Source organism: Pseudomonas sp. R5-89-07, assembly GCF_003851685.1.
Classification (GTDB): domain Bacteria; phylum Pseudomonadota; class Gammaproteobacteria; order Pseudomonadales; family Pseudomonadaceae; genus Aquipseudomonas.
Map to the genome: position 1 here is coordinate 2,824,760 of NZ_CP027727.1, position 24,047 is coordinate 2,848,806.

At 60.7% G+C, this 24,047-nt stretch carries 21 protein-coding genes and 1 pseudogene; 12 read left to right on the plus strand and 10 right to left on the minus strand.

Annotated elements, in window-relative coordinates; translation table 11 throughout:
* Positions 1 to 13: 13 nt before the first annotated feature.
* The 4 genes from C4J94_RS12865 to C4J94_RS12880 all read right to left on the minus strand — a co-directional run bounded on the left by C4J94_RS12865 (position 14) and on the right by C4J94_RS12880 (position 7,392).
* Positions 14 to 1,429 carry an efflux transporter outer membrane subunit gene (locus C4J94_RS12865; protein ID WP_124386512.1) on the minus strand — a complete coding sequence of 472 codons (1,416 nt, stop codon included), beginning with the start codon at positions 1,427 to 1,429 and terminating at the stop codon, positions 14 to 16.
* Complete coding sequence (locus tag C4J94_RS12870) at positions 1,426 to 4,605, minus strand: efflux RND transporter permease subunit (protein ID WP_124386513.1); 3,180 nt, start codon at positions 4,603 to 4,605, stop codon at positions 1,426 to 1,428. Before C4J94_RS12870 ends, C4J94_RS12865 begins: the two co-directional genes overlap by 4 nt.
* Positions 4,606 to 4,620: 15 nt before the next feature.
* Positions 4,621 to 5,859: a multidrug efflux RND transporter periplasmic adaptor subunit MexE gene (gene mexE / locus C4J94_RS12875; RefSeq protein ID WP_124386514.1), complete on the minus strand. Its 1,239-nt coding sequence runs from the start codon at positions 5,857 to 5,859 to the stop codon at positions 4,621 to 4,623.
* A gap of 213 nt (positions 5,860 to 6,072) precedes the next feature.
* The gene (locus C4J94_RS12880) at positions 6,073 to 7,392 is read right to left on the minus strand and encodes an SDR family oxidoreductase (RefSeq protein WP_124386515.1); all 1,320 of its coding nucleotides are present in this window, start codon (positions 7,390 to 7,392) and stop codon (positions 6,073 to 6,075) included.
* A gap of 699 nt (positions 7,393 to 8,091) precedes the next feature.
* On the opposite strand from C4J94_RS12880, the gene C4J94_RS12890 reads away from it, so the two are divergent.
* Positions 8,092 to 8,631 carry a hypothetical protein gene (locus C4J94_RS12890; protein ID WP_124386517.1) on the plus strand — a complete coding sequence of 180 codons (540 nt, stop codon included), beginning with the start codon at positions 8,092 to 8,094 and terminating at the stop codon, positions 8,629 to 8,631.
* A 44-nt stretch (positions 8,632 to 8,675) separates the two neighbouring features.
* Here C4J94_RS12890 and C4J94_RS12895 read toward each other — a convergent pair whose 3' ends face one another.
* Positions 8,676 to 9,236, minus strand: coding sequence for a TetR/AcrR family transcriptional regulator (locus C4J94_RS12895; RefSeq protein WP_124386518.1), 561 nt, complete (start codon positions 9,234 to 9,236; stop codon positions 8,676 to 8,678).
* A 125-nt stretch (positions 9,237 to 9,361) separates the two neighbouring features.
* On the opposite strand from C4J94_RS12895, the gene C4J94_RS12900 reads away from it, so the two are divergent.
* A complete protein-coding gene (locus C4J94_RS12900; RefSeq protein WP_124386519.1) occupies positions 9,362 to 9,967 on the plus strand; it encodes a DJ-1/PfpI family protein in 606 nt (201 codons plus the stop codon).
* A gap of 105 nt (positions 9,968 to 10,072) precedes the next feature.
* Positions 10,073 to 10,615, plus strand: coding sequence for a DUF2867 domain-containing protein (locus C4J94_RS12905; RefSeq protein WP_124386520.1), 543 nt, complete (start codon positions 10,073 to 10,075; stop codon positions 10,613 to 10,615).
* Between the two features lie 171 nt (positions 10,616 to 10,786).
* On the opposite strand, the gene C4J94_RS12910 is transcribed toward C4J94_RS12905, so the two are convergent.
* A complete protein-coding gene (locus C4J94_RS12910) occupies positions 10,787 to 11,422 on the minus strand; it encodes a LysE family translocator (RefSeq protein WP_124386521.1) in 636 nt (211 codons plus the stop codon).
* Positions 11,423 to 11,443: 21 nt separating this feature from the next.
* Between C4J94_RS12910 and C4J94_RS27615 the strand changes: the two genes are divergently transcribed.
* The 3 genes from C4J94_RS27615 (at position 11,444) to C4J94_RS12920 (ending at position 13,463) form a co-directional block, all read left to right on the plus strand.
* Complete coding sequence (locus C4J94_RS27615; protein ID WP_164485575.1) at positions 11,444 to 11,605, plus strand: hypothetical protein; 162 nt, start codon at positions 11,444 to 11,446, stop codon at positions 11,603 to 11,605.
* Between the two features lie 50 nt (positions 11,606 to 11,655).
* A complete protein-coding gene (gene gcvA, locus C4J94_RS12915) occupies positions 11,656 to 12,561 on the plus strand; it encodes a transcriptional regulator GcvA (RefSeq protein WP_124386522.1) in 906 nt (301 codons plus the stop codon).
* 74 nt (positions 12,562 to 12,635) lie between these two features.
* Positions 12,636 to 13,463, plus strand: coding sequence for a DMT family transporter (locus tag C4J94_RS12920; RefSeq protein WP_124386523.1), 828 nt, complete (start codon positions 12,636 to 12,638; stop codon positions 13,461 to 13,463).
* A gap of 42 nt (positions 13,464 to 13,505) precedes the next feature.
* Here C4J94_RS12920 and C4J94_RS12925 read toward each other — a convergent pair.
* The 4 genes and pseudogenes from C4J94_RS12925 to C4J94_RS12940 form a co-directional block, all read right to left on the minus strand.
* Positions 13,506 to 13,929, minus strand: a pseudogene (locus C4J94_RS12925) (cupin domain-containing protein); the annotation flags it as partial.
* A 159-nt stretch (positions 13,930 to 14,088) separates the two neighbouring features.
* On the minus strand, positions 14,089 to 16,344 hold the full coding sequence (locus C4J94_RS12930) for a molybdopterin cofactor-binding domain-containing protein (protein WP_124386524.1): 2,256 nt from the start codon (positions 16,342 to 16,344) through the stop codon (positions 14,089 to 14,091).
* Positions 16,341 to 16,859, minus strand: a complete 519-nt coding sequence (locus tag C4J94_RS12935) for a (2Fe-2S)-binding protein (protein WP_177413452.1) — start codon at positions 16,857 to 16,859, stop codon at positions 16,341 to 16,343. Before C4J94_RS12935 ends, C4J94_RS12930 begins: the two co-directional genes overlap by 4 nt.
* Positions 16,802 to 18,076 (minus strand): cytochrome c, encoded by a 1,275-nt coding sequence (locus C4J94_RS12940; protein ID WP_124386526.1) that lies wholly within the window; start codon positions 18,074 to 18,076, stop codon positions 16,802 to 16,804. The genes C4J94_RS12935 and C4J94_RS12940 overlap by 58 nt, the downstream gene beginning before the upstream one ends.
* A gap of 226 nt (positions 18,077 to 18,302) precedes the next feature.
* On the opposite strand from C4J94_RS12940, the gene C4J94_RS12945 reads away from it, so the two are divergent.
* The 6 genes from C4J94_RS12945 to C4J94_RS12970 all read left to right on the plus strand — a co-directional run bounded on the left by C4J94_RS12945 (position 18,303) and on the right by C4J94_RS12970 (position 24,021).
* Entirely contained in the window at positions 18,303 to 19,001 is a 699-nt protein-coding gene (locus tag C4J94_RS12945; RefSeq protein WP_256657696.1) for a DsbA family oxidoreductase, read from the plus strand.
* 36 nt (positions 19,002 to 19,037) lie between these two features.
* A complete protein-coding gene (locus tag C4J94_RS12950) occupies positions 19,038 to 20,150 on the plus strand; it encodes an alkene reductase (RefSeq protein ID WP_124386527.1) in 1,113 nt (370 codons plus the stop codon).
* Positions 20,151 to 20,201: 51 nt separating this feature from the next.
* The gene (locus C4J94_RS12955) at positions 20,202 to 21,344 is read left to right on the plus strand and encodes an FAD binding domain-containing protein (protein WP_124386528.1); all 1,143 of its coding nucleotides are present in this window, start codon (positions 20,202 to 20,204) and stop codon (positions 21,342 to 21,344) included.
* Between the two features lie 128 nt (positions 21,345 to 21,472).
* On the plus strand, positions 21,473 to 22,372 hold the full coding sequence (locus C4J94_RS12960) for a LysR family transcriptional regulator (protein WP_124386529.1): 900 nt from the start codon (positions 21,473 to 21,475) through the stop codon (positions 22,370 to 22,372).
* 222 nt (positions 22,373 to 22,594) lie between these two features.
* A complete protein-coding gene (locus tag C4J94_RS12965) occupies positions 22,595 to 23,296 on the plus strand; it encodes a glutathione S-transferase family protein (RefSeq protein ID WP_124386530.1) in 702 nt (233 codons plus the stop codon).
* Between the two features lie 161 nt (positions 23,297 to 23,457).
* On the plus strand, positions 23,458 to 24,021 hold the full coding sequence (locus C4J94_RS12970) for a TetR/AcrR family transcriptional regulator (protein WP_124386531.1): 564 nt from the start codon (positions 23,458 to 23,460) through the stop codon (positions 24,019 to 24,021).
* The last annotated feature ends 26 nt before the right edge of the window (positions 24,022 to 24,047 follow it).

Here is a 24,047-nt window from a genome sequence, read left to right on the forward strand (position 1 = left end):
GGAGCTCTTCACATCACTTGGCGCTAGCGACCACCGTATCCGGCTGCCAGCCACCGCCCAGCGCTTTGTAGATCGCGACTATCCCGCGATAAAGGTCCACTTCCGCCTGGGCTTGGGAATCTTCGGCGGCCAAACGCTCACGCTGGGCATCGAGCAGGACCAGGAAGTCCACGGTGCCTTCGCGGTAGCGGATCGCGGCCAGGTCGGCGGCGGCGCGGCTGGATTCGCTTTGGCGGATCAGCGAGACCAGGCGTTGCTGACGCTTGCCGTAGTCGCTGAAGGCGTTTTCGGATTCTTCCAGGGCCAGTAGCACTTGCTGCTCGTAGCTCGCCAGGGCACCGTCGGCCTCGGCATCCGCGCCGCGCAAACGGGCGCGCACGCTGCCCAGGTCGAAGGCGGCCCAGGTAATGCTCGGGCCAAGGGCCCAGGCGTTGGCGGCGGACGAGCCGATCTGCGAGCCACGCCCGGCGGTGAAGCCGAGGAAGCCACTGAGGCTGACCCGTGGGAACAGATCGGCCTTGGCCACGCCGATGCGTGCGGTGGCGGCGGCCAGTTTGCGTTCGGCGCTGAGGATGTCCGGGCGCCGTTGCAACAGTTGCCCAGGGTCGCCAATCGGCAGCGCCTTGGCAATCGCCGGCAGGTCTTTCGGGCTCAGGTCCACGCTGAGTTTGTCGGGACGCTGGCCGAGGAGGGTGGCGATGCGGTTACGCTCGCGCACTTGTTCGGCCTGCAGTTGCGGCACGCTGGCTTCCACCGACGCCAGGCGTGCGTCGGCCCGTTCCACATCGAGCTGGTCACCCACGCCGGCGTCGCGCAGGCTGACGGTGATGGCGCGCGATTCCTGCTGGTTCTTCAGGTTGTCCAGGGCGATGCGTTCACGCAGCTGCGCACCACGCAGTTGACCGTAGGCGTCCACCAGTTCGGCGATCATGGTGACTTGCAGCTGGTACAAGTCAGCCTCGGCGGCCTGCTGGTCGGCGTCGGTAGCTTCCAGATTGCGCTGGATGCGACCGAACAGGTCCAGTTCCCAGGCCATGTCCAGGCCAAGGTCGTAACGCTCGGTCTTGACCCGGCTAGTGGTCTGGCCCGGAATCTGGCCTTTGCCCTGATCACTGCTGACCCTGCTGGTAATCGTCGGCATGGCGTCGTTGCTGGCGTCATCACGGATCGCTCGTGCTGCCCGCAGACGGGCAAAGGCGACGCGCAGATCACGGTTACCCTGCAACGACTGGGTGACCAACTGGTTGAGGGTCGGGTCGTCGAACTGCTGCCACCAGATGCCTTCGAACTTGGCATGGTCATATTTTTTGGCATCGGCAGCGGCCGTGATATTGGCCGCCTCTGGCGTCTGGGTTTTGTAGTCCGGGCCTACGGCACAGGCGCTCAGCGCCAGTACCAGCAAGCTCGGCAGGAATACTTTCACGCTCATTGCTGTGTCTCCAGCTTCAAGGCCTTGGCCGCTTTGCGTGCTTCGCTGCGCTCCACATAGCGACGGATCAGTACGTAGAACACCGGTGTCAGCAACAGACCGAAGAAGGTCACCCCGATCATCCCGGAGAACACCGCCACGCCCATGGCATGACGCATCTCGGCACCGGCACCGCTCGACAGCACCAAAGGCACCACGCCCATGATGAACGCGAACGAGGTCATCAGGATCGGCCGCAGACGCAAGCGGCAGGCTTCCAGTACTGCGGCGAGCGGATCGAGGCCTTCCTGCTGTTTATCCTTGGCGAACTCGACGATCAGAATCGCGTTCTTGCACGCCAGGCCCACCAGTACGATCAGGCCGATCTGGGTAAAGATGTTGTTGTCGCCGCCGGAGATGATCACCCCGGTGATGGCTGACAGCAGCGTCATCGGTACGATCAGAATCACTGCCAATGGCAGGCTCCAGCTTTCGTATTGGGCGGCCAGTACCAGGAACGCCAGCAGTACGCAGAGCGGGAACACGAACAGCGCGGTGTTGCCCGAGAGGATCTGCTGATAGGTCAGGTCGGTCCACTCGTAGGTCATGCCGTTGGGCAGTTCGTCCTTGAGCAGCTTTTCAATCGCGGCCTGGGCCTGGCCGGAACTGTAGCCCGGTGCGGCGTTGCCGTTGATTTCAGCGGTGATGAAGCCGTTGTAGTGCATCACGCGGTCCGGGCCCGAGGTGTCGCTGACCTTGATAAAGGTCGCCAGCGGGATCATCTCGCCTTTGTTGTTGCGCACTTTCAACTGGCCGATCTGATCGGAGTCCTGGCGGAACTGTTGTTCGGCCTGCACGTTGACCTGATAAGTACGGCCGAAGCGGTTGAAGTCGTTGGCATACAACGAACCCAGGTAGACCTGCAGGGTGTCGAAGATGTCGCTGATCGCCACGCCGTGGGTCTTGGCCTTTTCACGGTCAATGGCAGCGTCGACTTGTGGCACGTTGACTGTGTAGCTGGTGAACAGGCCGAACAGCTCAGGCACGTTGTGGCTCTTGGCAATGACGTTCTGCACTTCTTTATACAGCTCGTCATAGCCGAGGTTGCCACGGTCTTCGATCTGCAGGCGGAACCCGCCGATGGTGCCCAGACCCTGTACCGGCGGCGGCGGGAAGATCGCCATGTAGGCTTCTTCGATGTTGCTGTATTGGCCGTTCAGTGCGCCGGCAATCGCCCCGGCGGACATGCTCGGGTCTTTGCGCTCGTCAAAGGGCTTCAAGGTCACGAACACGATGCCGCTGTTCGGGCTGTTGGTGAACCCGTTGATCGACAGGCCAGGGAAGGCAATCGCGGCTTCCACGCCGGGTTGCTTCAGGGCAATCTCCGACATGCGCTTCATCACGCTTTCGGTGCGGTCCAGGCTCGCGGCGTCGGGCAGTTGGGCGAAGGCCACCAGGTATTGCTTGTCCTGGGCCGGTACGAAACCGGTCGGCGTGTGGGCAAACCCGAAGAACGTCAGCACCATCAGGCCGGCGTACACGAACAGCGCGATACCCGTGCCGCGAATCACTCGGCGTACGGTACCGACATAGCCATGGCTGGCCTTTTCGAAAAAGCGGTTGAAGGGACGGAACAGCCAGCCGCCGAAGATCTTGTCGAGGAACCGGGAGAAACGATCCTTCGGTGCGTCGTGGGCGCGCAGCAACACGGCGGCCAGGGCAGGGGACAGCGTCAGTGAGTTGAATGCCGAGATCACCGTCGATATGGCAATGGTCAAGGCGAACTGTTTGTAGAACTGCCCGGTCAAGCCACTGATAAAGGCGGCCGGAATGAACACCGCACACAGCACCAGCGCCGTGGCGACAATCGGGCCGGTGACTTCACGCATGGCTTTTTCAGTGGCCGGGAACGGCTCCAGGCCCAGCTCGATGTTCCGTTCGACGTTCTCCACCACCACGATGGCGTCGTCGACCACGATGCCGATGGCCAGTACCAAACCGAACAAAGACAAGGCATTGAGTGAGAACCCGAACAGGTGCATCACCGCAAACGTACCGATCAGCGATACCGGCACCGCCACCAATGGGATGATCGAGGCGCGCCAGGTCTGCAGGAACAGAATCACCACCAGCACCACGAGGATCAGTGCTTCGAACAGGGTGTGCACCACCGCTTCGATGGAGCCGCGAACGAAGATGGTCGGGTCATAGGCGATGCGGTAATCCATGCCCGCCGGGAAGCTCTTTTTCAGCTCGGCCATCTTGGCGCGTACATCGTTGGAGATGTCGATGGCGTTGGAGCCTGGACGCTGGAAAATCGGGATCGCAACGGCGGGCTGGTTATCGATCAACGAGCGCAGCGCGTATTGGCTGGACCCCAGCTCGACCCGGGCAATGTCCTTGAGGCGCGTGATTTCACCATTGGCACCGGCGCGAATCACAATGTTCTCGAACTCTTCCTCGGTGACCAGGCGCCCTTGGGTATTGACCGACAACTGGAAGCTGGTGTCACTTGGCGCAGGCTGTGCGCCCAGGGCACCGGCGGCCACCTGACGGTTCTGCTCACGAATCGCCGTGACCACATCGGTGGCGGTCAGGTTGCGCGAAGCGGTCTTGTTCGGATCCAGCCAGACGCGCAGCGAGTAGTCGCCCATGCCGAACAACTGCACGTCGCCGACCCCGCCCAGGCGGGCCAGTTCGTCCTTGATGTTGAGGATCGCGTAGTTGGACAGATACAGCATGTCGTAACGCTGATCCGGGGAGGTCAAGTGCACCACCATGGTCAGGTCGGGAGAGGCCTTGTCCACGGTGATACCGATGCGCGTCACTTCCTCAGGCAGTTTTGGCTGAGTGCGTGTCACGCGGTTTTGCACCTGCACCTGCGCGTTGTCCAGGTCGGTGCCCAGGGCGAAGGTGATGGTCAGGGTGAGCTTGCCGTCGGCGGTCGACTGCGAAGACATGTACAACATGTTTTCGACGCCGGTGATGGCTTGCTCCAGCGGCGCCGCCACGGTTTCGCCGATGACTTTAGGGTTGGCGCCGGGGAAGTTGGCGCGTACCACCACGGTCGGCGGTACCACTTCCGGGTATTCGCTGATGGGCAGCTGGAACAGCGAGATCGCACCGGCGATCAGGATCAGCAGCGACAGCACCGCTGCGAAGATCGGCCGCGAAATGAAGAACTTGGAAAAATTCATCTTGAGTCGTATCCCTTAACCGCGTGGAGTCGCGCTGGCGAGCTTGGGCGCGGGTTTTTCCGGCGCTACTTGCTCCAGGTTGCTGGCTTCAAGCGCTTGTCGTTGTTGGGCCAAGGCGGCGAGGGTTTCCTGGCTGGCCATCGGAATGGTTTCCGGCGCGACCGGCGAGCCAGGGCGCACACGCTGCAGGCCCTTGACGATAATGGTGTCGTCCTTGTTCAGGCCGCTACGCACGATGCGCAAACCTTCGATTTTCGGGCCCAGTTCCACGGCGCGATAGGCCGGCTTGTCGCCTTCCATCACCAGCACGAACTTCTTGCCAAGGTCGGTGCCCACGGCTTCATCGTTGATCAGCACGGCGGAGTAGGTGCCGCTGCCCACCAGCTTCAGGCGTGCGTACAGGCCAGGGGTGTATTCGCCCTTGCTGTTATCGAACACGGCGCGGCCGCGAATGGTGCCGGTGGCCGGGTTGACCTGGTTGTCGACGAAGTTCATCTGGCCCAGGTGCGGGTTGCCGGTTTCATTCGACAGGCCCAGGTACACCGGGGTGGTCGCACCGCGACGACCTTGGCGGGCCAGCTCGGTGTACTTGAGGAACACGCGCTCATCGGCGTCGAAGTAGGCGTAGACCTTGTCGGTGGAGACCACGCTGGTCAGCGCGGTGGTGTCGGCGGTCACCAGGTTGCCGGCGGTGATCTCGGCACGGCTGACGCGGCCGCTGATGGGCGACGTGACGCGGGTAAAGCTCAGGTTCAACTTGGCCAGGTCCAACTGCGCCTGAATCCCGGCGACCGCGGCGCGGGCTTCCTGGGCAGCGGTGGTGCGCGAGTCGGCCAGCTCGGCAGAGATCGCATTGCTCTGGCGCAGGCGGTCGCCGCGTTGCGCTTCGTTATCGCTGCGGGTGGCGGCGGCTTTGGTTTGAGCCAGCTGGGCTTCGAGGCGGCGAACTTCGGCCTGGAACGGGCGTGGGTCGATCTGGAACAGCAGGTCGCCTTTCTTGACCAAAGCGCCTTCGGTGAAAGCGACCTGGTCAATCTGGCCCGACACGCGTGGACGAATCTGTACGGTTTCCGGCGCTTCCAGACGCCCGGTGAATTCATCCCACTCGTTGACCGGTTGCTCGAGCACCTTGGCCACGCTGACTTTGGCAGCAGGCATGGCGGCCGCTTGGTCCGGGGTCTTGCCGCATGCGCTCATCACCACCACGGCAAGGATCGCCAGGGGGAAGCGCAAATGTTTGAGTGACTGTTCCATGAGGTGCATCCGCCAATGTATTTGAGATGGGCGGATCATGCGCGGGGAGGCGGTATGTCACGAATCGAATGAAGCAAAGGTAACTATCATTCGGAATGATATAAGCGGGCGCAAAGCCCTGCGAGATGGGGGGTTTAGTTAGGGTGCTATCAATTTGAGTAATGTTGGCGTTGGGACAGGGGAGCGTTTCGAACGACTCCCCTACGGGCCCAGTTAGTGTTGACGTTTGTTGGACGGTTGATAGTTGCGGGCAACTGCAACGCCAGCCAACAGGAGCGCAGCACCGACTGCGACGAGCAGATAGCGAGCGGGTGGTTTGTTCTGGCGCCATCCGCCTTCGACGCTGCGCTGCCCCGTCGAAGGGGTAAACAGGTTGCCTGGCGAGGTGTCCGCCTGGGGGCTGCGACCGAGCGCGAAGCGGGTCAGCCAACCGGACAGCTGTGCAAAGCCTGGCAGCAGCGAGTGCGCAACCCGTGCGGCGGTCGCGGCACGGCCCACCGTGGTGCTTTTGCGCGGCTGTAGCGCACAGGCAACCATCGCTTCAGCCACAAGATGAGGGTCATAGACCGGTGGCGGTGGCTTCAGCGCGTGGCCGGTGAAGTTGCCGCCGTCCCGAAAGCCGGGTGTGTCCATCACGGCCGGGTAGATGTCGCACACGTGAATATCCGGCAGCCCGGTCAACTCCGCGCGCAACGCTTCGCTGAAGCCGCGCAGGCCATATTTGCTCGCGGAATAAGCGACGGCATAGGGCTGGGCAACCCAGCTGCCAAGCGACAGCGTGTTGATCAGGATGCCGGCCTTTTTTGCCTTGAAATACGGCCATACCACGTACGCGCCGCGCAAATAACCCAACAAGTCAGTCTGCAGCACTTGCTCGTGGGCTTCCAGCGGGGTGTCTTCGAATCTGCCCACGGCACCCACGCCGGCGTTGTTGATCCAGATGTCGATGCGGCCGTGGCCAAACGCTACCGCTTCAGCCGCCAGAGCCCTCATCTGGTCGCCCTGAGTGACATCGGTCTTGACGGCAATCGCCTCGGCACCGCGCACAGCGCATTCTTCGACGACGTCGGCCAGGGCGTGCTCGTCTCGGGCTGCCAGGACCAGGCGTGTGCCCTGTTTGGCGAAGGCATGCGCGGCGGCGCGACCAATTCCGCTGGAGGCACCGGTGATCACTACCGTTTTGCCGTGCAACTGACCGCTGACGTTGCTCTTCGCAGGCGGGGCCTCGGGCCGGTCATCTGCCGCCTGAACCTGCACGGGCTGCTCGTACAGCTTCAGGCGCGCGCCATCGTTCAATACCAGGGTCAGATCATCGACGATGCCGGCAACCCGCTCTGGAAAAACCGGCTCGCCCGCGGCATCGAGTTCGTCGTAGAAAAATGTCTGGCCGTCCAGCCACCCGACCGCCGTCATCAATTCCGGGCTCAGGTAGTATTTTCCGTCGAGGAAAAAACCGCCAAAATTGTGCGTTCGCTCCAAGTTGTGCACGGCATAGCGTTCGCCGGGCTTCATTCCGGTTGCTGAGTCGATCATCACCACATCCTCCGTCATGTGTTTTGCGATAAAAGCGTCGGCGCATAGGATTGTTCAGTCCAAATGGCCGAGAGAAACGTGCAGCGCATGGGTCCTTGAGAGCCCCCATGCGCTGCTTGGGCGTCGCGCTTGAAGACTGTTTTATCCGCCTGAGCCGCCTGAGCCACCTGAGCCACCTGAGCTTGAGCCCGAGCCGGCACTCCCGCTACCGCCGCTGTTCCCGCCATCGCTACCGCCGCTGCTGCTGCTCCCGCCACCGCTTCCACTGTCGGGCGCGGTGTCATTGCCGCTGGCGCCTGTGCCACTGCCGCCCTGAGGCGCAGTCGGGCCAGTTCCAGGAGGTAGGGCAGAGCCAGCATCGCTTGCGCCGGAAGAGGACGACGTGCCGCCGGTTCCGGTGGTGCTGCCGGAGTTGGCGGCGAATGCCGGTGTGCCGGACGCGCACAGCATGCCGGCTATCATCAACGCTTTTACCAGTGGAGATTTCATGGAGACTTCCTCGCCTGTAAAGTGTGTTGAACGTGGTCTATGGGTGCTTTAGGCGCGACACAATGGAGCGTTTGCCTGGATATCGAATGTGTCGTGCCATACAAAATGGGAGGCCACGCCGGGAATTTAAGTTTTAAACATCTGCCAAAGCTTCGACGAATGGCAGTCTTCCAACGCCGAGACAGCGCAGCAAACCCTTAGGATAAAATCATGGAAATAGCATGCCTGGGATGGGGATCGTTGATCTGGAAACCGGACACATTGCCGTTGGCTACGCAATGGTTTCAGGACGGGCCCAGTCTTCCTATTGAATTCGCTCGAGTCAGTGACGGGGCAGAACTGGCTACGGTGCTTTGCGCCAACGCGCCTCCCTGCCAGGTCCTTTGGGCCGTGCTGCGAACGCAGTCGCTCGATGAGGCGTGTCAGGCGTTGCGTAGGCGAGAGCAGATCGCTGAACACCGGCAGGATGGCATAGGTGTTTTTATGCGCAGCACTTCTGCGGTGGGAGTGCTGGCCGAGTGGGTAGTGGCTCGCCAACTGGATGCCGTGATTTGGACTGCTCTGCCGCCAAGGATCAACGATGTTGAGGGCCTGGTGCCGTCTGCCGACGATGCGGTTGCGTACTTGGCGGGCTTGAGGGGAGAGGCGCTCAACCATGCCCGCGACTACGTTAAAAACGTGCCCGCGCAGATCGATACGCTTTACCGAAAAGAGATCATTACCAGGCTTGGGTGGTCATCATGCGGGTGAGAGCAAAGCCCGGATCGTGACCACCTGGCTGGAGGAAGTTCAGCTCATGACTTCGGCCTCCAGGGCGAAAGAGCCCCTTCGAAAAGTGAAACAGCTCGGTGCAGGAAACGGTTGAAGCGCGCGGCATCGCGCCGCAGCCCGGCCTGTTGACCACCAATCAGGCACAGATGGGCCATCTGCCCGATCACTTCTGCTTCGCCTGGCAAACGCACCACGCTGCGGCATGTCCGTATCGCGAACTCCAGTCTTGTTGTATCAACCCGCTGCTGAAACTCGCCAACCAACGGATCGTGCAACGCCCAGGCCCGGATGGACACTTCCCGCCCAGGGTGTTTTTCAGCGGCAATGCTCAAGTAGCGTTTCAAGGTTTCGCCCGCGCTACGACCCTGCGCCGCATAAGCGAGCATGCGCTGCGTGTAGTCTTCCTCCCACGCGGCCAGCAGGGTGCGGACATAGTCTTCGCGATTGCGAAAGTGGTGGTAGAACGATCCACGGGTCACGTTCAATCGTCGCGATAAACTCTCGGCGGAAACACCAATATGCCCGATTTGGTCGAGCGCCTCGAAACCTGCAGCGATCCAATGGTTACGCGTTAGTTTGCTCACCGCTTATTTCGCTCCCTGTTTAGCGCCATACAGACTGTGTATGGCGCGCAACCGATTGATACGCTGCGAACACCAGCAAAGACGGCCATTGCGTTGCGCATGCCAGCACTTTCATGGAGTTCATCTTGAAGAAAATCGTTCTGGTTACGTTCGACCAATTCACCGATATCGACCTGTTCCTGATGTGGGACATTCTAGGCCGCAATACTGAAGACTGGCACGTCCGAATAGTAGGCTCCAGCGCGATCGTGCGTTCAGCGCACGGCCTGCCTGTTTCGGTGCATGGCCCTCTTTGCGAGGCCAATAGCGCTGACGCGGTATTGTTCGTCAGCGGTAAGCAGGGGATACCCGCTGCACTTGCCGCCCCGGACTTCCTGTCCTCGTTTGAACTTGACCCCAGGCGCCAGCGAATCGGCTCCATCTGCGCCGGCGCGTTCATTCTCGAACGGCTTGGGCTGCTCAACGGCGTGGCAACGACACACCCGGATGCACGATCGAACCTGCAAGCATTGGGAATCGAGCCCATTGACCGGCCTCTCGTATTCCAGGGGAATGTTGCAACCGCTGGCGGATGCCTTGCTGCGCTTTATCTGGTGGGATGGCTGGTTGAGTCCTGGTTCGATGTCGACAAGCGCCGCGCAACGTTGCTTCCCGTTCTGCCAGCAGGGCAGCAGCAGCTCTATGATGCCGTGATCGGGCTGAGTATCCGCCAGGGAGACCTGGGTGGCTGAACACCCTCCAGTTAATCCATGCTCAATCAGCGAGGCCCCGGGCGTTATCCGGATGGCATCGCCAAGATCGTCTAATTAGCAGCAGAACTCAGAAGAGACTCCCCGATGCCCCGAGAATTCGAACTCGTCATGCCCGTGCCAGTGCCCTCAAGGTCCGGCATCACCCATCTTTATAAATCGATGCACCTGGCGGACGCTTTTGCGATTCGGCTGCCTGCGGGCGCATCCCGCGATCCAGATGTGCTGGCTCGATTCATCCTTTCTCACCAGCCCTCCTGGATCGGATGGCTCATGCAAGTCCGAGACACTATCGCTGCCTGCTTTGGCCTCAAGACAGCCCGATATTTGGCATCACTGGCTCATCGGGTTGGAATCTTCAGGGTCTACAGCACAAACCGGACCGAAATCGTATTGGGAGAGGATGACAAGCACCTTGATTTCCGGATATCGATTCTCTGTGCTGATGAGGCAGAGCCAGAAGGCAGTCGCCAACTGGTGTTTTCAACCGTGGTCCACTGCCACAATCGCTTGGGAAGGGCCTACATCTTCGTCATCGCCCCGTTTCACCGCTTGGTCGTCAAGGCGAGCCTCGTTCGTGCGGCTCGCGTCGGTTGGCCTCTGGCTACCCGTCCGCCGGCTATCCAGTGATGCATCTCCGTCACGGACACGGTTGAAGGCTACACAAAAGTTACGGTACCCATCCGAACAGACCCACCTGTTGGCACTCGATGCCGCGATTTGAACGACAAGCCACACGACTCCAAGCAGTTGGTGGATGGCTTTTGAACTCAGATCATTTAGGCAAGGGGAGGCGTTGAATCAGCTGCGGGAGCATAGAAGCTTAAAACCTGCGGCGCCAAAGACCAACGCAAGGGTGCCTTCAATCCATCGGCGCGCCCTGCGATAGCCCAGAATCATCGGCGCCGTGGAGAAAGCAATCGCATAGCCGCAGAAAATGGAAACGCTCAACACGGCACAGCCAGCCAATATGGTCACAACCGTTTCAGGCGTGGCTTGTGGCCCCAGCCCGAGTGTCATCGTTGCGATCCAGCCGAGTAAAGCCTTTGGGTTGGTAAGGTGCATAAGCAAGCCCCGCCGATAGAGAGCAACGCCCGAGACGGTTGGTGCTGCGGCCAGCGCTTTCTCGTTTTTCTCGTCAGATGTCAGAGCAGAACGTCCCGCTTTCAGCGCTAGGAACAGCAAGTATGCCCCTCCGACTAGCTTGAGTAGCAAGAGTGCCTGTGCGAATTGGAGCAGAATGGCTGATACACCGGTAGCGGCCATTGCCCCCCAGAAAAAAGACCCGCTGATAACGCCTGCTGCCAGCATCAGCGCAGGTTTTCTACCTTGGTGCATTGCAACGCCCATGATCCGCATATTGCTGGGCCCTGGGCTGGCCGCTCCTACACTATAGGCTGTGAATACCAGCAGCAGGTGGTGCAGATCAAATGACATTTTCAGTCCCTGGAAGAATGCATGGCAGCCAGCAGCTTAAGTGGTTCCACGGTTCAAGTCATTCTGGCAGTCGTCAAAAGTGAGTCATTTTCACTCGGTTTTTTTCGCCGTGGTTTTTGTTCGGTGCACATCGAGCGTCACGATGAGGTCAGAACAAAGACGCTGAGTTTAGCTCTATCATGAGCTAGCGTTCATGCATGCACTTTCCTGATAACTCGCTGGATACTGCCCTTATGAGAGACCTGCCGCCCACCGCGACCTTGCGCGCATTTGAAGTTGCCACCCGGCACCTGACCTTTACGTCGGCCGCACAGGAGCTGCACGTTACTCAAAGCGCGGTCAGCCACCAGCTCAAGCACCTTGAGGCGCTGTGGGGAGTGCAGTTGTTTGAACGTGGCAAGGCGCTGCGCCTCACGGCAGCGGGGGCTGCGCTGGCGCCCATCGTGCGGGAGTTTTTTATCAGCCTGGAGGCGACGTTGGGTGATTTGCGCGAGCAAAAAGACAGGGTTCGACTCACCGTCAGCACCACCTATTCCTTCGCCCTCAAATGGCTGCTGCCGCGCTTGCCGAGTCTATCCCGTCAGCACCCCGAGCTGCTGGTCTCGCTGGACACCACGGATAGCCTAATCCACTTCTCTCACGCCCAGGCTGATGTTGCGATCAGGCTCGGGAAGGGCAATTACCCAGGCCTGCATTCGGAGTTCTTGTTTGGGGAGCAAGTATTTCCTGTGGCCAGCCCCGAATTGCTGCGGCGCGTCGGGACACCGCAGAGCCCTGCCGAATTGTTGCATTTCCCTCTGCTGATTCGGGACGGTGCCGAGTTGGTGCCAAAGTGGGAGGTGTGGTTTCAAGCCGTCGGGCTGGTCTATTTACCACTCAGGGAAAGCTTCAGATTTGGCGATACCAATATGACAGTCGAGGCGGCTTTACTCGGTCAAGGCGTCGCGCTGGTGCGCAGCGGGCATGTGGAGAACGAAATCAGCGATGGCCGTTTGGTTCGGCTGTTCGACGTGCCGCTTCCATCGCCACTTGCCTACTACTTCGTGTGCCCAAAGGGCATCGAATCGCAGCCGCATATCGTCAGTTTTCGTCAATGGTTAGCCAGTGAGGCGAGCAAGGTACAACGAGTAGAACAGTGATGCTTGAGCATTCACTCATGCTGCAATGAGGAGAATTTGCTTCAGTCAGGGCTTCGCAGTGCCTAAAGTGGCGCATGCCTATTCATCTCATCCTCCTCGTGCTTTTCGCCGCGCTCCTGCATGCCAGCTGGAATGCGTTGCTGCGCAGCGGTGCCGATCGGCTGTGGTCCATGACAGTGATGAGCATTGCAATCGCCATCACCTGTGTCGTCGCCGCAGCGTTCATGGTGCCCCCGGCGATTGAAAGTTGGGGCTACGCAGTGCTGTCGGGGTTGCTGCATGTGGGCTACAACCTGTTTCTGGTGCGCAGTTACCGGGTCGCAGACCTGGGGCAGATCTATCCAATTTCACGCGGATCGTCGCCTGTGCTGATTACCCTGGGCGCCGCTGTGTTTGCCGGGGAAAGCATCACGCCGGGTACGTTGCTCGGTATTGTGCTGGTGTCAGGCGGGATCATTTCGCTGGCCTTCAAAGGGCGCAGTTTGTCAGTTCCAGGCCTGCCCTATGCGCTGGGGACGGGCTGTTTTATCGCGGCCTATAGCGTGGTCGATGGCATCGGCGCCAGGTTATCCAATGCGCCGCTTGCCTACACGGTTTGGATGTGTGCCCTGTGGGGCATGCTGATGCCTGTGCTCTACATCAGCCTACGCGACACCCGCAGCCTGGTCTCCCTCCGGCCCGGAACAGTGACTGCCTTGATTGGCGGGCTGGTCTCTTTGCTCGCGTATGCAATGGTCATCTACGCCATGAACCAGGCGCCCCTGGGCGCGGTATCGGCTTTGCGCGAAACCAGCGTGCTGTTTGCGGCGTTGATCGGTTATGTGTTCCTCGGCGAGACACTCACCGCCCGCCGGATACTCGCATGCGTAGTGATCGCCAGCGGTACCTTCATCATCGGCTGATACAGCCGACGATTCAGGAGCTATGTCAACGGTCAACGTCTCGCAGGCGCACTCCACACAGCCGCGAACGACCATGGCGGCCACCACGTCGGCCAACCGCGCGAGGATACCGGCAAAGCCGACACGAGCAGCGCTGACCTCGCGTTCCATGCTGGTCAGGATCGGCACCAGTCCGGGGTAACGCTGGCCGCCCGCATCAATCAGAATCATGCCCGGCATCAGCCGACCAGGGCCGTGGATACTGCCCAGTTCAAATTCCATGCCGCCACTGAACAAAATAGTGTTCGGCGTGGGGAGGCTTTGGCTCCGGTATCCACCGCGCTGACGCTGTCACCGAGGGGGGGGCGCTCTCTAGATGGTCGATGTCTTGAACCGGCATGCCGGCGTGGGAAAACAGCTGATGGGCCGCGCCACGTGCGATAAACACGGCGTTGCCGGCAGACAGCGCGCAGGTGGTGCCGTCCTCTGCATCCGCGCGACTGGACGCGCGAGTCGGCAGTCCTCGGTTTCAGGGGCGTGTTCGCAAACGCCGACGGCCTTGGCGCCTTGCGCAACACGCAACACGACGTTGCGTCATGCTCGTATGTTCGCCGTCTGATTGCGCCTATCAGGACACTGCATGCGATCATGCCCCTAACGCATCCTGCCAGCCACGTCGCGCCAGTGGCAGATCGAGCAAGCGCTTGCCGGTGGCATCGTTGATGGCGTTGCCCAGTGCCGCGGCCATGGGGCCCTGCACGATTTCCGCAGCCCCGAGAAACGGCTGATCCGGCTGATCAATCATGTGGACTTCGACCTGTTGCGGCACATCCACAAAGCGCATGATCGGATAGCCGCTCCAGTCGAAACTGTACATGCCATTGGCGTCATAGAGGATTCGTTCGTAAAGCGTCCAACTGGCGGACTGTACGATGCCGCCCTGAATCTGATTGAGCAGCCCGTCGGGGCTGACAATTTGCCCCACGTCGACGGCGGCGACTACGCGATCAATCGTTACTTGCCCGGTCTGGCGCTGCACATGCAACTGCACGGCGATTGCGCAGTAACCCATGATGTTTTTATAGCGGGCAAAAGCGAAGCCGATGCCGCTGCCGGGCCCCGTTGCTTTGTGCGGCCAGCGGAACTCAGCGGCGACGCGCTCAACCACCGCCCGTGCTCGCGGATCGCTCAAGTGATTCAGGCGAAATTGCACCGGGTCGATGGTGCCCCTGGCCGCCAGTTCATCGACGCTGCTCTCGATGGCGAACACGTTGATATGGGCACCGAGCGAACGCATGGCCGAGGTCCTGAATGGCATGGTCAGCACAAAGTTCAGATCGACTTTCAGGTTGGGGATCTCATACAACGGCACAGCGTTACGGTCGCCGTCACCTTCGGGTTGGGCAATCGGGACTGACGGTGCGGGCGTGAAGGGCTTGGCCAACAGCCACGCCGGCAACAGGCGTCCGGCATTGACGATGCGCTCGTTGTGCGGCGTACTCCAGAGTTCGTATTTCCAGTCGCGAAGACGTCCGCTGTCGTCCAGTCCCGCTTCCACTTCGGCTAGCATGGCCGAACTGTAGGGCTCCCAGAGATTTTCCTGTTCGCGCATCCATTGCACCCGTATCGGCTTGCCGGGAATGGCCATGGCAATCAGTGCGGCATCGGCGGCGGCGTCATCGGCGCCGTTGTGGCCATAGCAACCGGAGCCCTCGGCGTGGATGCAACGCACCTGAGCGACCGGCAGGCCGACCATTTCGGCGATACCCATGCGCAGCGGGTAGACACCTTGGGTATGGGTCCAGACCGTCAGTGTTCCATCCTTGAACCAGGCCACTGCGCAGGAAGGGCCGATGGAGCCGTGCATCAGGTATTGCTTGGTCACTCGGGCCTTATACGCGGGCGGCCCCGGTTGTGGGGGGGCTCCCTTGGCCGCCACCGGATAGTGCCGCGACGGCAATTGGGTGAGCAGTTGATGGATGTGTGTCGAGTCCGGCAGTGCATTGCCTGCGGTCCAGCGGGCCGTGGCGTAGCCCTCGCGCATCGCTTTGATGGCCAGCCATTCATCGGTGGCGACCACAGCGAGGTAGCTGCCGTTGCGGATCAGTTTGACGTCACCAGGGAGGTTCTTGAGGGCGGCCTCGTCAATCTCCAAGAGCTGACTGCCGCGCCGGGGAGGGCGTATCACACGGGCGTGCAGCATATCGGGCAGGCGCATGTCCTGCACATAGGCCGCGCCGCCGCTGACTTTGGCCGGGATGTCCAGCCGAGGCAGTGATTTGCCGATCAGGGTAAAGCTGCTGGCTGGCTTGAACGGGGAGCTTGTCGAGGCGAAGCGATGCAGTTGAACCCCAACTACCGCTTGTGCGTAGGTCATGCTGCGGCCTTGTGCATCGTAGATCACCGCGTCTCGCGTGGTCAGGCTCTCGATGCCGTGCTGCCATTGGCGTGCCGCGGACTCGAGTAGCAACTGACGCACCTGGGCCGCGGCGTTGAACAGCGCAGTGCCGCTGTCGACGATGGTATGGCTGCCGGCGGTATAGCCCTCATTGGGTGTGAGCGCGGTGTCGGCAGTCAGGAAGCGGATGAGCCCAGGTGACACTTCCAGGCGTTCGGCGGCGATCTGCAGCAGCGCGGTTTTGACGCCAGTACCCAGTTCCACTTTGCCGGTATAGACGCTGATACCATCTTTCGCATCGATGCGGATCCAGGCGTCCAGATAGGGCGTGGCCCGCAGGCTGCCGGGCAGATCAGGCGCCAGGATGACCGTACCCAAGGTGTCCACTTCGGTATCGGCGAAGGCGCGGGGAATGCCCGGAAGCATCGCGAACCCCATCACCAGGGCTCCGTTTATCATAAAGGTGCGGCGGCTCAGGTTGACGTTTTGCGCGGGACTTCTCATACCTTGCCTCCTTGGGCGACAACCGATTTGATTGCCGCGAGGATTCGCACGTGGGTGCCGCAGCGGCACAAGTTGGGCGCCATATGGCGGCGGATCGTTTCATCGTCCGGATGCGGGTTGGCCTCCAACAGGGCCTGCGCCCTTACGATCATGCCCGCGATGCAATAGCCACACTGGGCGGCCTGTTCGTCGATAAAGGCTTTCTGCAACGGCCCCGGCTGGTCTTCGCTGCCCAGGCTCTCCACGGTGCGCACCGATTTGCCTGCCAGTGCGCCGCATGGCATAAGGCATGAAAACACCGGTTTGTCGTTCACTAACACCGTACAGGCGCCGCACTGGCCCAGGCCGCAGCCGTATTTGGCGCCATTGAGCCCTACCTGGTTGCGCAAGGCATACAGCAGGGGCATGTCGGGCGCGATGTCCAGTTCGTGAGTCCGGCCGTTGATGTCGAGTGTGATCACGGTTGCTGCTCCTGAGCCCGAATGTGGTTGAGCGTCTTGTCGAGATCTGTCCATGGCCGGTTTCCACAGCTTTGGTTGCGCAGGAATTCGGCAAGTGCAGCCACATGGGTGTCGTCCAGGCTATTGGCGAAGGCCGGCATGTAGTGGCTGGAAGCGGCGCTGGACATCGGGATGCCCTGCAGGATGGTCTGGATCAAATTGCGTGGTGAGTCCGCCGTCACCGCCGAGGTGTTTGCCAGCGCCGGGCGCGATTCAATCGTGCGCATCGGTGCCGCGTCGCCGTGGCAACTCGCGCAGGCCCCGTCGAACAACGCAGCGCCCATAAGTGCCCGGGCGCTGGGCTTGGCTCCAGACGTGCAAGGCGGCGACGGGACATCCGATGAGGTTTTCTTGAGATCGAGAATGTACTGCGCGATGGCATGGGCGTCTTGTGTCGGCAATTGCGCGATGCTCAGGCTGACCGGCAACATCGGGCCCGCCGCTGCACCGTGCCCCTCGGCGACCTTGCCCGTCAGATAGTCGACCAATTGGGCCTCATTCCAGGGGTGTTGCGCCTCGCTCATTGCGCGCAGGGCAGGGGCTGTCCAGCCGTCGACGACACCACCGTTGAACAGTTCGCTGCCTTTCTCCCCGCCTATCAGATTCAGGGGCGAATGGCAGGATGAGCAGTGTCCCGCGCCCTCGACCAAGTAGCGCCCGCGGTTCCATTGTGCTGACCGGTCGGGAAGTGGTTCCAGCGGATCCCCATGCAGGAACAGCAGGTTCCAGAAGGACACCAGCGCACGGAAATTCATTGGGAAGATCATCTGGTTTTGCGGCGCGGTGTATTTGACCGGGTCCACGCTCATCAGGAAGGCATAGGCGTCGGCAATATCGGCGTCGCTCATCTTCCGGTAATGCACGTAGGGGAACGCCGGATAGAGAAAATGGCCGTCCCGCGCAATGCCTTCGCGCATGGCTCGCTCAAAGGCTTGCAGTGACCACTGGCCGATACCGGATGCCGGGTCAGGGGTGATGTTGGTGGTGAAGAGGGTTCCGAAGGGCGTTACCAGAGGCAACCCCCCGGCCATGTAGGCGCCGCCTGGCCGTGTGTGGCAGACCGCGCAGTCTCCCGCTTCAACGACGCGGCGGCCTCTGTCCAGGGTTTCGCGACCCGCAGTCGGAGGTGGGCTGACCGGGGCGATCTGCGGCCTCCACATCATCCAGAACGCAAACCCCAGCCCCACGATGCCGGCCGCCAGAACGGCACCGATGATCGTCTTTCGCTTCATCGCCTTACCTCTCGAGCCGAATGAACGACAGATGTGTTCAAGCCGCCGCGAGCGATTGGCGTACGGCGAAATTCCATGGCGTGAGCTTAGAGAGGGCGGTTGTGATTGAGTACCCTGACAAGGCGCAACGCTACGTTGCGCCAGGCGCAACGGCGGCGGGCGTCAACAACCGGCTCATCTTTGCGTCTTGCGAAAAGCACTGTTGTGCAGTCGATGGATTCTCTGATTGAGCCCGGACGCCTACCTTGGGGATGTGAAAACATTCACCACGGAGATCGTCATGAAAATGCACTCATCCATCATTCAAGTGACTTACGACTTCATCTGCCCATGGTGCTGGATCGCAGGGGAAAATCTTGAACGCGCGCTGGCCGCTTCGGGCTTCTCAGCGGACCCTCCCATTCGTTTCCTGCCTTATCAGTTGAACCCGGACATGCCCGTTCGAGGCATGGATCGCAAAGCTTATCGCTGTGCCAAGTTCGGCAGCTGGGCGCGTAGCCAGGCCATGGACGCGCAGGTCACCCAGGCCGGGAAGGCGGTCGGCCTTGAGTTCGATTATGACCGAGTCGAAAAAACCCCCAACACGATGGCCGCGCACCGCCTGGTATGGCGCGAGCAACAGGCGGGTAAAGACGCATCTCAGTTGGTCAAGGCCATTTTCAAAGCGTACTTCGGCGAGGGGCGCGATATCGGCGACCTCAGGGTATTGGCCGACATCGCCGTCCAGACCGGGCAGGACCGAGAGGCCGTTGTGAACTTTCTCAAGGCCGACGAAGGCACGGCCGAAGTCTTGACGCTCGAAGCCCGAACCAGGGCGTGCGGTGTGCGCTCAGTGCCGAGTATTCAGATCGCGGACGACGTGATCAGTGGCGCCCAGCCCATCGAAATAATGATTGAGATATTGACAAGAAGCCAAGCCGCCTGAGGCGCTTTTTCAACCCTATTCACCCAGGAAATCATCATGACTGAGCATCTTTTCAGCCCGATCAAACTCGGCCAACTGACCCTCAAGCACCGCGTCGCCATGGCGCCTCTGACGCGCTCTCGGGCAGGGCAGCCGGGCAACGTACCGACATCGCTGAACGTCGAGTACTACCGTCAGCGTGCCAGTGCCGCCTTGATCATTACCGAGGCGACGCAGATTTCGCAGCAGGGCCAGGGCTACGCCTGGACGCCCGGTATCCATAGCGACGAGCAGATTCAGGGCTGGAAGGCGGTCAGCGAGGCCGTGCACGCCGAAGGCGGGCGCATCTTCCTGCAGCTCTGGCATGTGGGGCGTGTGTCGCACCCGGTGTTCCAGCCCAACGGCGGCTTGCCGGTGGCTCCGACCGCGCAGCCGGTGCCAGGCAAGACGTTCATCCTGAATGAGGCGGGCGAGGGCGTCTGGGGTGATGTACCTGTGCCTCAAGCGCTGGATATTCCAGGGATCGAAGCGATCATAGCCGACTTCCGCCAGGCTGCTCGCAACGCGATGCTGGCCGGCATGGACGGTGTGGAAATTCACGCGGGCAATGGCTACCTGCTCGACCAGTTCATCAACAGCGCCAGCAATCGACGCCATGATCGCTACGGTGGGAGTATCGAGAACCGTGCGCGCTTACTGCTTGAAATCGTGCAGGCCGTGACCGCAGAAGTAGGTGCCGAACGCGTTGCTGTTCGCCTGACACCCATGGGACGCTTCATGGGGATGGGCGATGACACCCCGGAGCAAACCTTTGGCTACATTGCATCCCGGCTCAATCATTGGAATCTCGCTTACCTGCACCTGGTAGAGCCGATGATGGTCGGCACAGTGCTCGATGAAGGCAACGATCCACGTTGGGACGCGATCATCGCGCAACTGCGTACTGACTTCCGCGGTGTTCTGATGTTGGCGGGTGGCTACTGCCGCGAAACAGCCGAACAGGCCATTGCGCAGGGCCGCGCGGACCTCATCGCTTTTGGTCGCCCGTTCATTGCCAACCCCGACTTACCGGCTCGCCTGCGCGGCCGCAACGAACTCAACGTGGCGCACGGCGACAGCTTTTTTGGCGGCGGCGCCGAGGGCTACATCGACTATCCGGTGTTGGCATAGCGCAGGGCTAAACCGCAGTGTGCAAAGCACTCTGCAACGAGGAGAAAGGTCATGAAGCGTTCAGACGTTCCGAAGGCGTTGGTCATTGGTGGCTCCCTGGGAGGGCTGTTCGCCGCCACGGCGTTACGCGCGATTGGTTGGCAGGTGGATATTTTCGAGCGATCCCCCGCGGCAATGGACAGCCGTGGCGGTGGCATCGTGCTGCAGGCGGATGTCCTGCACCATTTCCGCTATGCGGGTATTCACCCGGCAGGTGCGCTCGGCGTTCGCTCCCATGATCGGCTCTATCTGGATCGAGCCGGCAGCGTCGTGCATAAAGAGCCGATGCCGCAAACCCAGACGTCCTGGAACACACTGTACAGCTCATTATTTTCTGCATTCCCTGCCGAGCATTATCACCGTGGCAAGACGCTGGTGGGCCTGACGCAGAATGAGCAGCGAGTGACTGCGATTTTTGCCGATGGCAGCACTGCCGAGGCCGATTTGCTGATTGGCGCTGATGGCGCGGGCTCAACCGTGCGAAGCGTGGTGTTGCCTGGGGTGGCACCTAGCTATTCGGGCTATGTGGTGTGGCGTGGGCTTGTTGATGAAGCGCAACTTCCAGACTTCGCCAAAACACAGCTTTATGAGCACTTCGTTTTTCAACAAGACCCTGAATCGCTGATGCTGGAATACATGGTGCCAAGCGCGAGTGGCTCCGTTGATCCTGGCGAGCGTCGGTTCAATTGGCTGTGGTACCTGAAAGCTGCACAAGGGCCGGAACTCGATGCAGTACTCACTGACAGCGATGGCCATCGGCGTAGCCACTCGATTCCACCCGGAGCCCTGGCCACCGGGCCGCAGGCTTACATACGGGAAATGGGCGAGCGCCAGGCAAACCCGGCTTTTCGAGAGTTGATCCGCCAGACCAGGGATATTTTCGTGCAGGCGATCCTCGATCTCGAAGTGCCGCAGATGGTGTTTGGTCGTGTGCTGTTGACTGGCGACGCCGCTTTTGTGCCGCGCCCTCATACCGCCGGCAGCACCGCCAAGGCAGCCCGCAATGCACTGTCCCTGGCACAGGCAATCGACGACATCGGCGACCTGGAGAAAGCCCTGCTGGCCTGGCAGCAGCAACAACTTGCAGAGGGCAAGCGCATGGGAGATTGGGGAATGCCCATGGGCAATCGGATCATGGGCATTGCCCCAGACTGAACTGAACCGGGCTTGGTTGTTTGCCAGGCGGGATTGGAATCAACCAGTCCATTGAGCACAGCCATGCAAGATTCCCCCTGTCTGCTCGTGCAAAGTCTTTACTTTTCCCCTCGTCCCGGAACCTGTTCATGGATAAGTTGCTGGCCCTGAAAATGTTTGTCGAAACGGTGCGCTGTGGGGGGTACTCGTCTGCGGCGCGCAAGCTTGGCATTTCCACGTCGTCAGTGACGCGCCAGGTAGCGGGGCTGGAAAGTGAGTTGGGCGCCAGCCTGCTTAACCGCACCACGCGTCATACGAGCGTCACGGTGGCGGGGCAGCACTATTTCGATAAAGCCGTAACGATCCTTGAGGCCATCGATGAAGCCGATGCCGTCGTTGCCGACCGTGGCAGCGAGGCCCAGGGGCGTTTGCGGGTCAGCGTGCCGGTGGAGTTCGGCCGGCGTATTATCGCTCCGCACTTGGGGCGCCTGCTTGAGCGCCACCCTGGCCTGGAAATCAGCCTCGCGCTGAGCGACGAAGTCTGTGACCTGCTCAGCGAGCAAATCGATGTGTCAGTGCGGCTCGGTTCGTCGGTCGTCAATGATGACATCGTGAGCAAGCGTCTGGGTGACTTCCAGCGCTGGGTCGTGGCGAGTCCCGACTATCTGGCACGCGCCGGTTTACCTCGACACCCTCGCGAGCTGCTGGAGCATCAATGCTTGCGTTTTGATTACCGCACGGGACACCAGAACTGGACATTCCAGGGCGATGAGGAGGTTATCCGCCTGAATGTGCAGGGACGGCTGCAAAGCAACAATGCCGATATCCTGCGCGAGGCCGCCTTGGCCGGGGGCGGCGTGACGCTATTGGCCGATTGGCTGGTGCGAGAGGATGTCAGCGCAGGTCGGTTGACGCGGATGTTGGAGCACTACGAGGTCAATCCTGGCAGTGCAAGCACCTGCATCAATGCGTTGTACCTGCCCAACCACCGTGGCTCCAGTCGGATCAATGTATTTATCGCGTTTCTTCAGGAAATACTTGCGTCTTGAATCGATGGGTCTTGCGTGGCCAGGTGAGCCCGCCCAGTGCTGCTGCGCGATTGCGCAGCGCATCAAGCACTAGCGAGAAAGCCTCAGCGCTTCAATGGAAACCCTGTCAATTAAGAAGCCTAACAAATGTTAGGCAGGGGCTTGACGCGAGCCAGTCCGCTCGCTATTGTTCGGTTACCTAACGTTAGTTAGGTATTCAGCCAGCCCCACTCAGGATCGACCATGACCACTAAACTCCAGCTCTTCACTTCTCCTTCGGCCTTCCCTAACCCACAGCGCCTGCGCCTGTTCATGCACGAAAAGGGCATCGCTAATCTGTTCGACGAGACCGTTTATGACATGACCCCGGGCGGCGAGCAGCGTGGTTGGCGTCACCTGAATATGAATCCGTGGGGCGAGACGCCCACGCTGCAACTTGAGGATGGAAGCTTCATTTCCGAGACGGCCGCCATCGTTCGCTATCTCGACCAAACCTACCCCGGTCGCAAGATCATGGGCGAGAGCGCCCTGGAGCAAGGGCTCGATAACATGTGGGACAACCGGGTCTGGGTGCACATCCTGTACCGCATCGTCACCGCGTTTCACGTGCTGCACACCGGGCTCGGGTTCAAGCTCGAACTGACCAAGAACGAGGCCTGGGGCGAGCACTGCCGCAAGGAAGCCTTGGCCCATGCGGCGCTGGTCAACCGTCATCTGTCTGACGGCCGCGAATGGCTGCTGGGCGGGGATGCTCCGACCTTTTCCGACATAACCCTGGCCACCGCCATCGCGTTTTCCAAGTTCCCGGTCAACGCCACCCCGCTGGACGAGCGTTTCGAGTTTCTGGACGCCTATTGGAAGCGCTGGCAGAAACGCCCTAGCTTCCAGGCTGCCTACGCCGATCGCAACAGTGGCATTCCTGAACTGGATTCGCCGGCCGAATAACGGTTGGGTGGGTTGTTGGGCAACCGTCGGGGTCGCTGCCACATGGCGCTCCTGACGGACACCCCGTTAAACGTTGATATCTACCTAACCAAAGGTAGGCTTTTGAGATAGCATGGCGGCACATTTTCCGAGACATCGTCCTCAGGGCGAAAGGCATCACAATGAACACCAATGCCCGAGAAGCCATCCTGTTGGCTGCCACCAAAATTGCCCAGTCACAGGGCTACAATGGCCTGAATTTTCGCGACCTTGCCCAGGCTGTCGGGATCAAAGCAGCGAGCATCTACTATCACTTCCCCAGCAAAGCCGATCTGGGTGTGGCGGTCGCCAAGCGCTATTGGCAAGATGGCGCGGCCGCGCTCGAAACGATCTGCGAAGAAGACCCGAACCCGCTAGACGCCCTGCGCCGCTTTCCCGAGATTTTTCGTCGATCCCTTGAAGCCGATAATCGCCTTTGCCTGGCCAGCTTCGTGGGCGCCGAAACTGACAACCTGCCAAGCGAAATGACCACGGAAATCCAGACGTTCGCTGACGTGAACATCGCCTGGATAACCAAGCTTCTTACGGCCGCCGAGGTGTGCAAACCGCAAGACGCTCAAGCGCGGGCACGCGCCATTTTTGCAGCCGTCGCCGGCGCTCAACTCATCGCCAGAAGCCGGTCGGACATCGCGCTTTTCGATACCTTGATAGACGCCTACCGCGTGTCCGGGCCCCTGATTGCCTAAGGGCTTGTCCGCTGCCCAGGTCGTAT

What these genes read in the sequence shown, in the direction of transcription:
- C4J94_RS12865 (WP_124386512.1), bottom strand. Translation starts at nt 1,429, where the DNA reads ATGAGCGTGAAAGTATTCCTGCCGAGCTTGCTGGTACTGGCGCTGAGC.
- C4J94_RS12870 (WP_124386513.1), bottom strand. Translation starts at nt 4,605, where the DNA reads ATGAATTTTTCCAAGTTCTTCATTTCGCGGCCGATCTTCGCAGCGGTG.
- mexE (WP_124386514.1), bottom strand. Translation starts at nt 5,859, where the DNA reads ATGGAACAGTCACTCAAACATTTGCGCTTCCCCCTGGCGATCCTTGCC.
- C4J94_RS12880 (WP_124386515.1), bottom strand. Translation starts at nt 7,392, where the DNA reads ATGATCGACTCAGCAACCGGAATGAAGCCCGGCGAACGCTATGCCGTG.
- C4J94_RS12890 (WP_124386517.1), top strand. Translation starts at nt 8,092, where the DNA reads ATGGAAATAGCATGCCTGGGATGGGGATCGTTGATCTGGAAACCGGAC.
- C4J94_RS12905 (WP_124386520.1), top strand. Translation starts at nt 10,073, where the DNA reads ATGCCCCGAGAATTCGAACTCGTCATGCCCGTGCCAGTGCCCTCAAGG.
- C4J94_RS12910 (WP_124386521.1), bottom strand. Translation starts at nt 11,422, where the DNA reads ATGTCATTTGATCTGCACCACCTGCTGCTGGTATTCACAGCCTATAGT.
- C4J94_RS27615 (WP_164485575.1), top strand. Translation starts at nt 11,444, where the DNA reads ATGGCAGCCAGCAGCTTAAGTGGTTCCACGGTTCAAGTCATTCTGGCA.
- gcvA (WP_124386522.1), top strand. Translation starts at nt 11,656, where the DNA reads ATGAGAGACCTGCCGCCCACCGCGACCTTGCGCGCATTTGAAGTTGCC.
- C4J94_RS12920 (WP_124386523.1), top strand. Translation starts at nt 12,636, where the DNA reads ATGCCTATTCATCTCATCCTCCTCGTGCTTTTCGCCGCGCTCCTGCAT.
- C4J94_RS12930 (WP_124386524.1), bottom strand. Translation starts at nt 16,344, where the DNA reads ATGAGAAGTCCCGCGCAAAACGTCAACCTGAGCCGCCGCACCTTTATG.
- C4J94_RS12935 (WP_177413452.1), bottom strand. Translation starts at nt 16,859, where the DNA reads ATGGACAGATCTCGACAAGACGCTCAACCACATTCGGGCTCAGGAGCA.
- C4J94_RS12940 (WP_124386526.1), bottom strand. Translation starts at nt 18,076, where the DNA reads ATGAAGCGAAAGACGATCATCGGTGCCGTTCTGGCGGCCGGCATCGTG.
- C4J94_RS12950 (WP_124386527.1), top strand. Translation starts at nt 19,038, where the DNA reads ATGACTGAGCATCTTTTCAGCCCGATCAAACTCGGCCAACTGACCCTC.
- C4J94_RS12955 (WP_124386528.1), top strand. Translation starts at nt 20,202, where the DNA reads ATGAAGCGTTCAGACGTTCCGAAGGCGTTGGTCATTGGTGGCTCCCTG.
- C4J94_RS12960 (WP_124386529.1), top strand. Translation starts at nt 21,473, where the DNA reads ATGGATAAGTTGCTGGCCCTGAAAATGTTTGTCGAAACGGTGCGCTGT.
- C4J94_RS12965 (WP_124386530.1), top strand. Translation starts at nt 22,595, where the DNA reads ATGACCACTAAACTCCAGCTCTTCACTTCTCCTTCGGCCTTCCCTAAC.
- C4J94_RS12970 (WP_124386531.1), top strand. Translation starts at nt 23,458, where the DNA reads ATGAACACCAATGCCCGAGAAGCCATCCTGTTGGCTGCCACCAAAATT.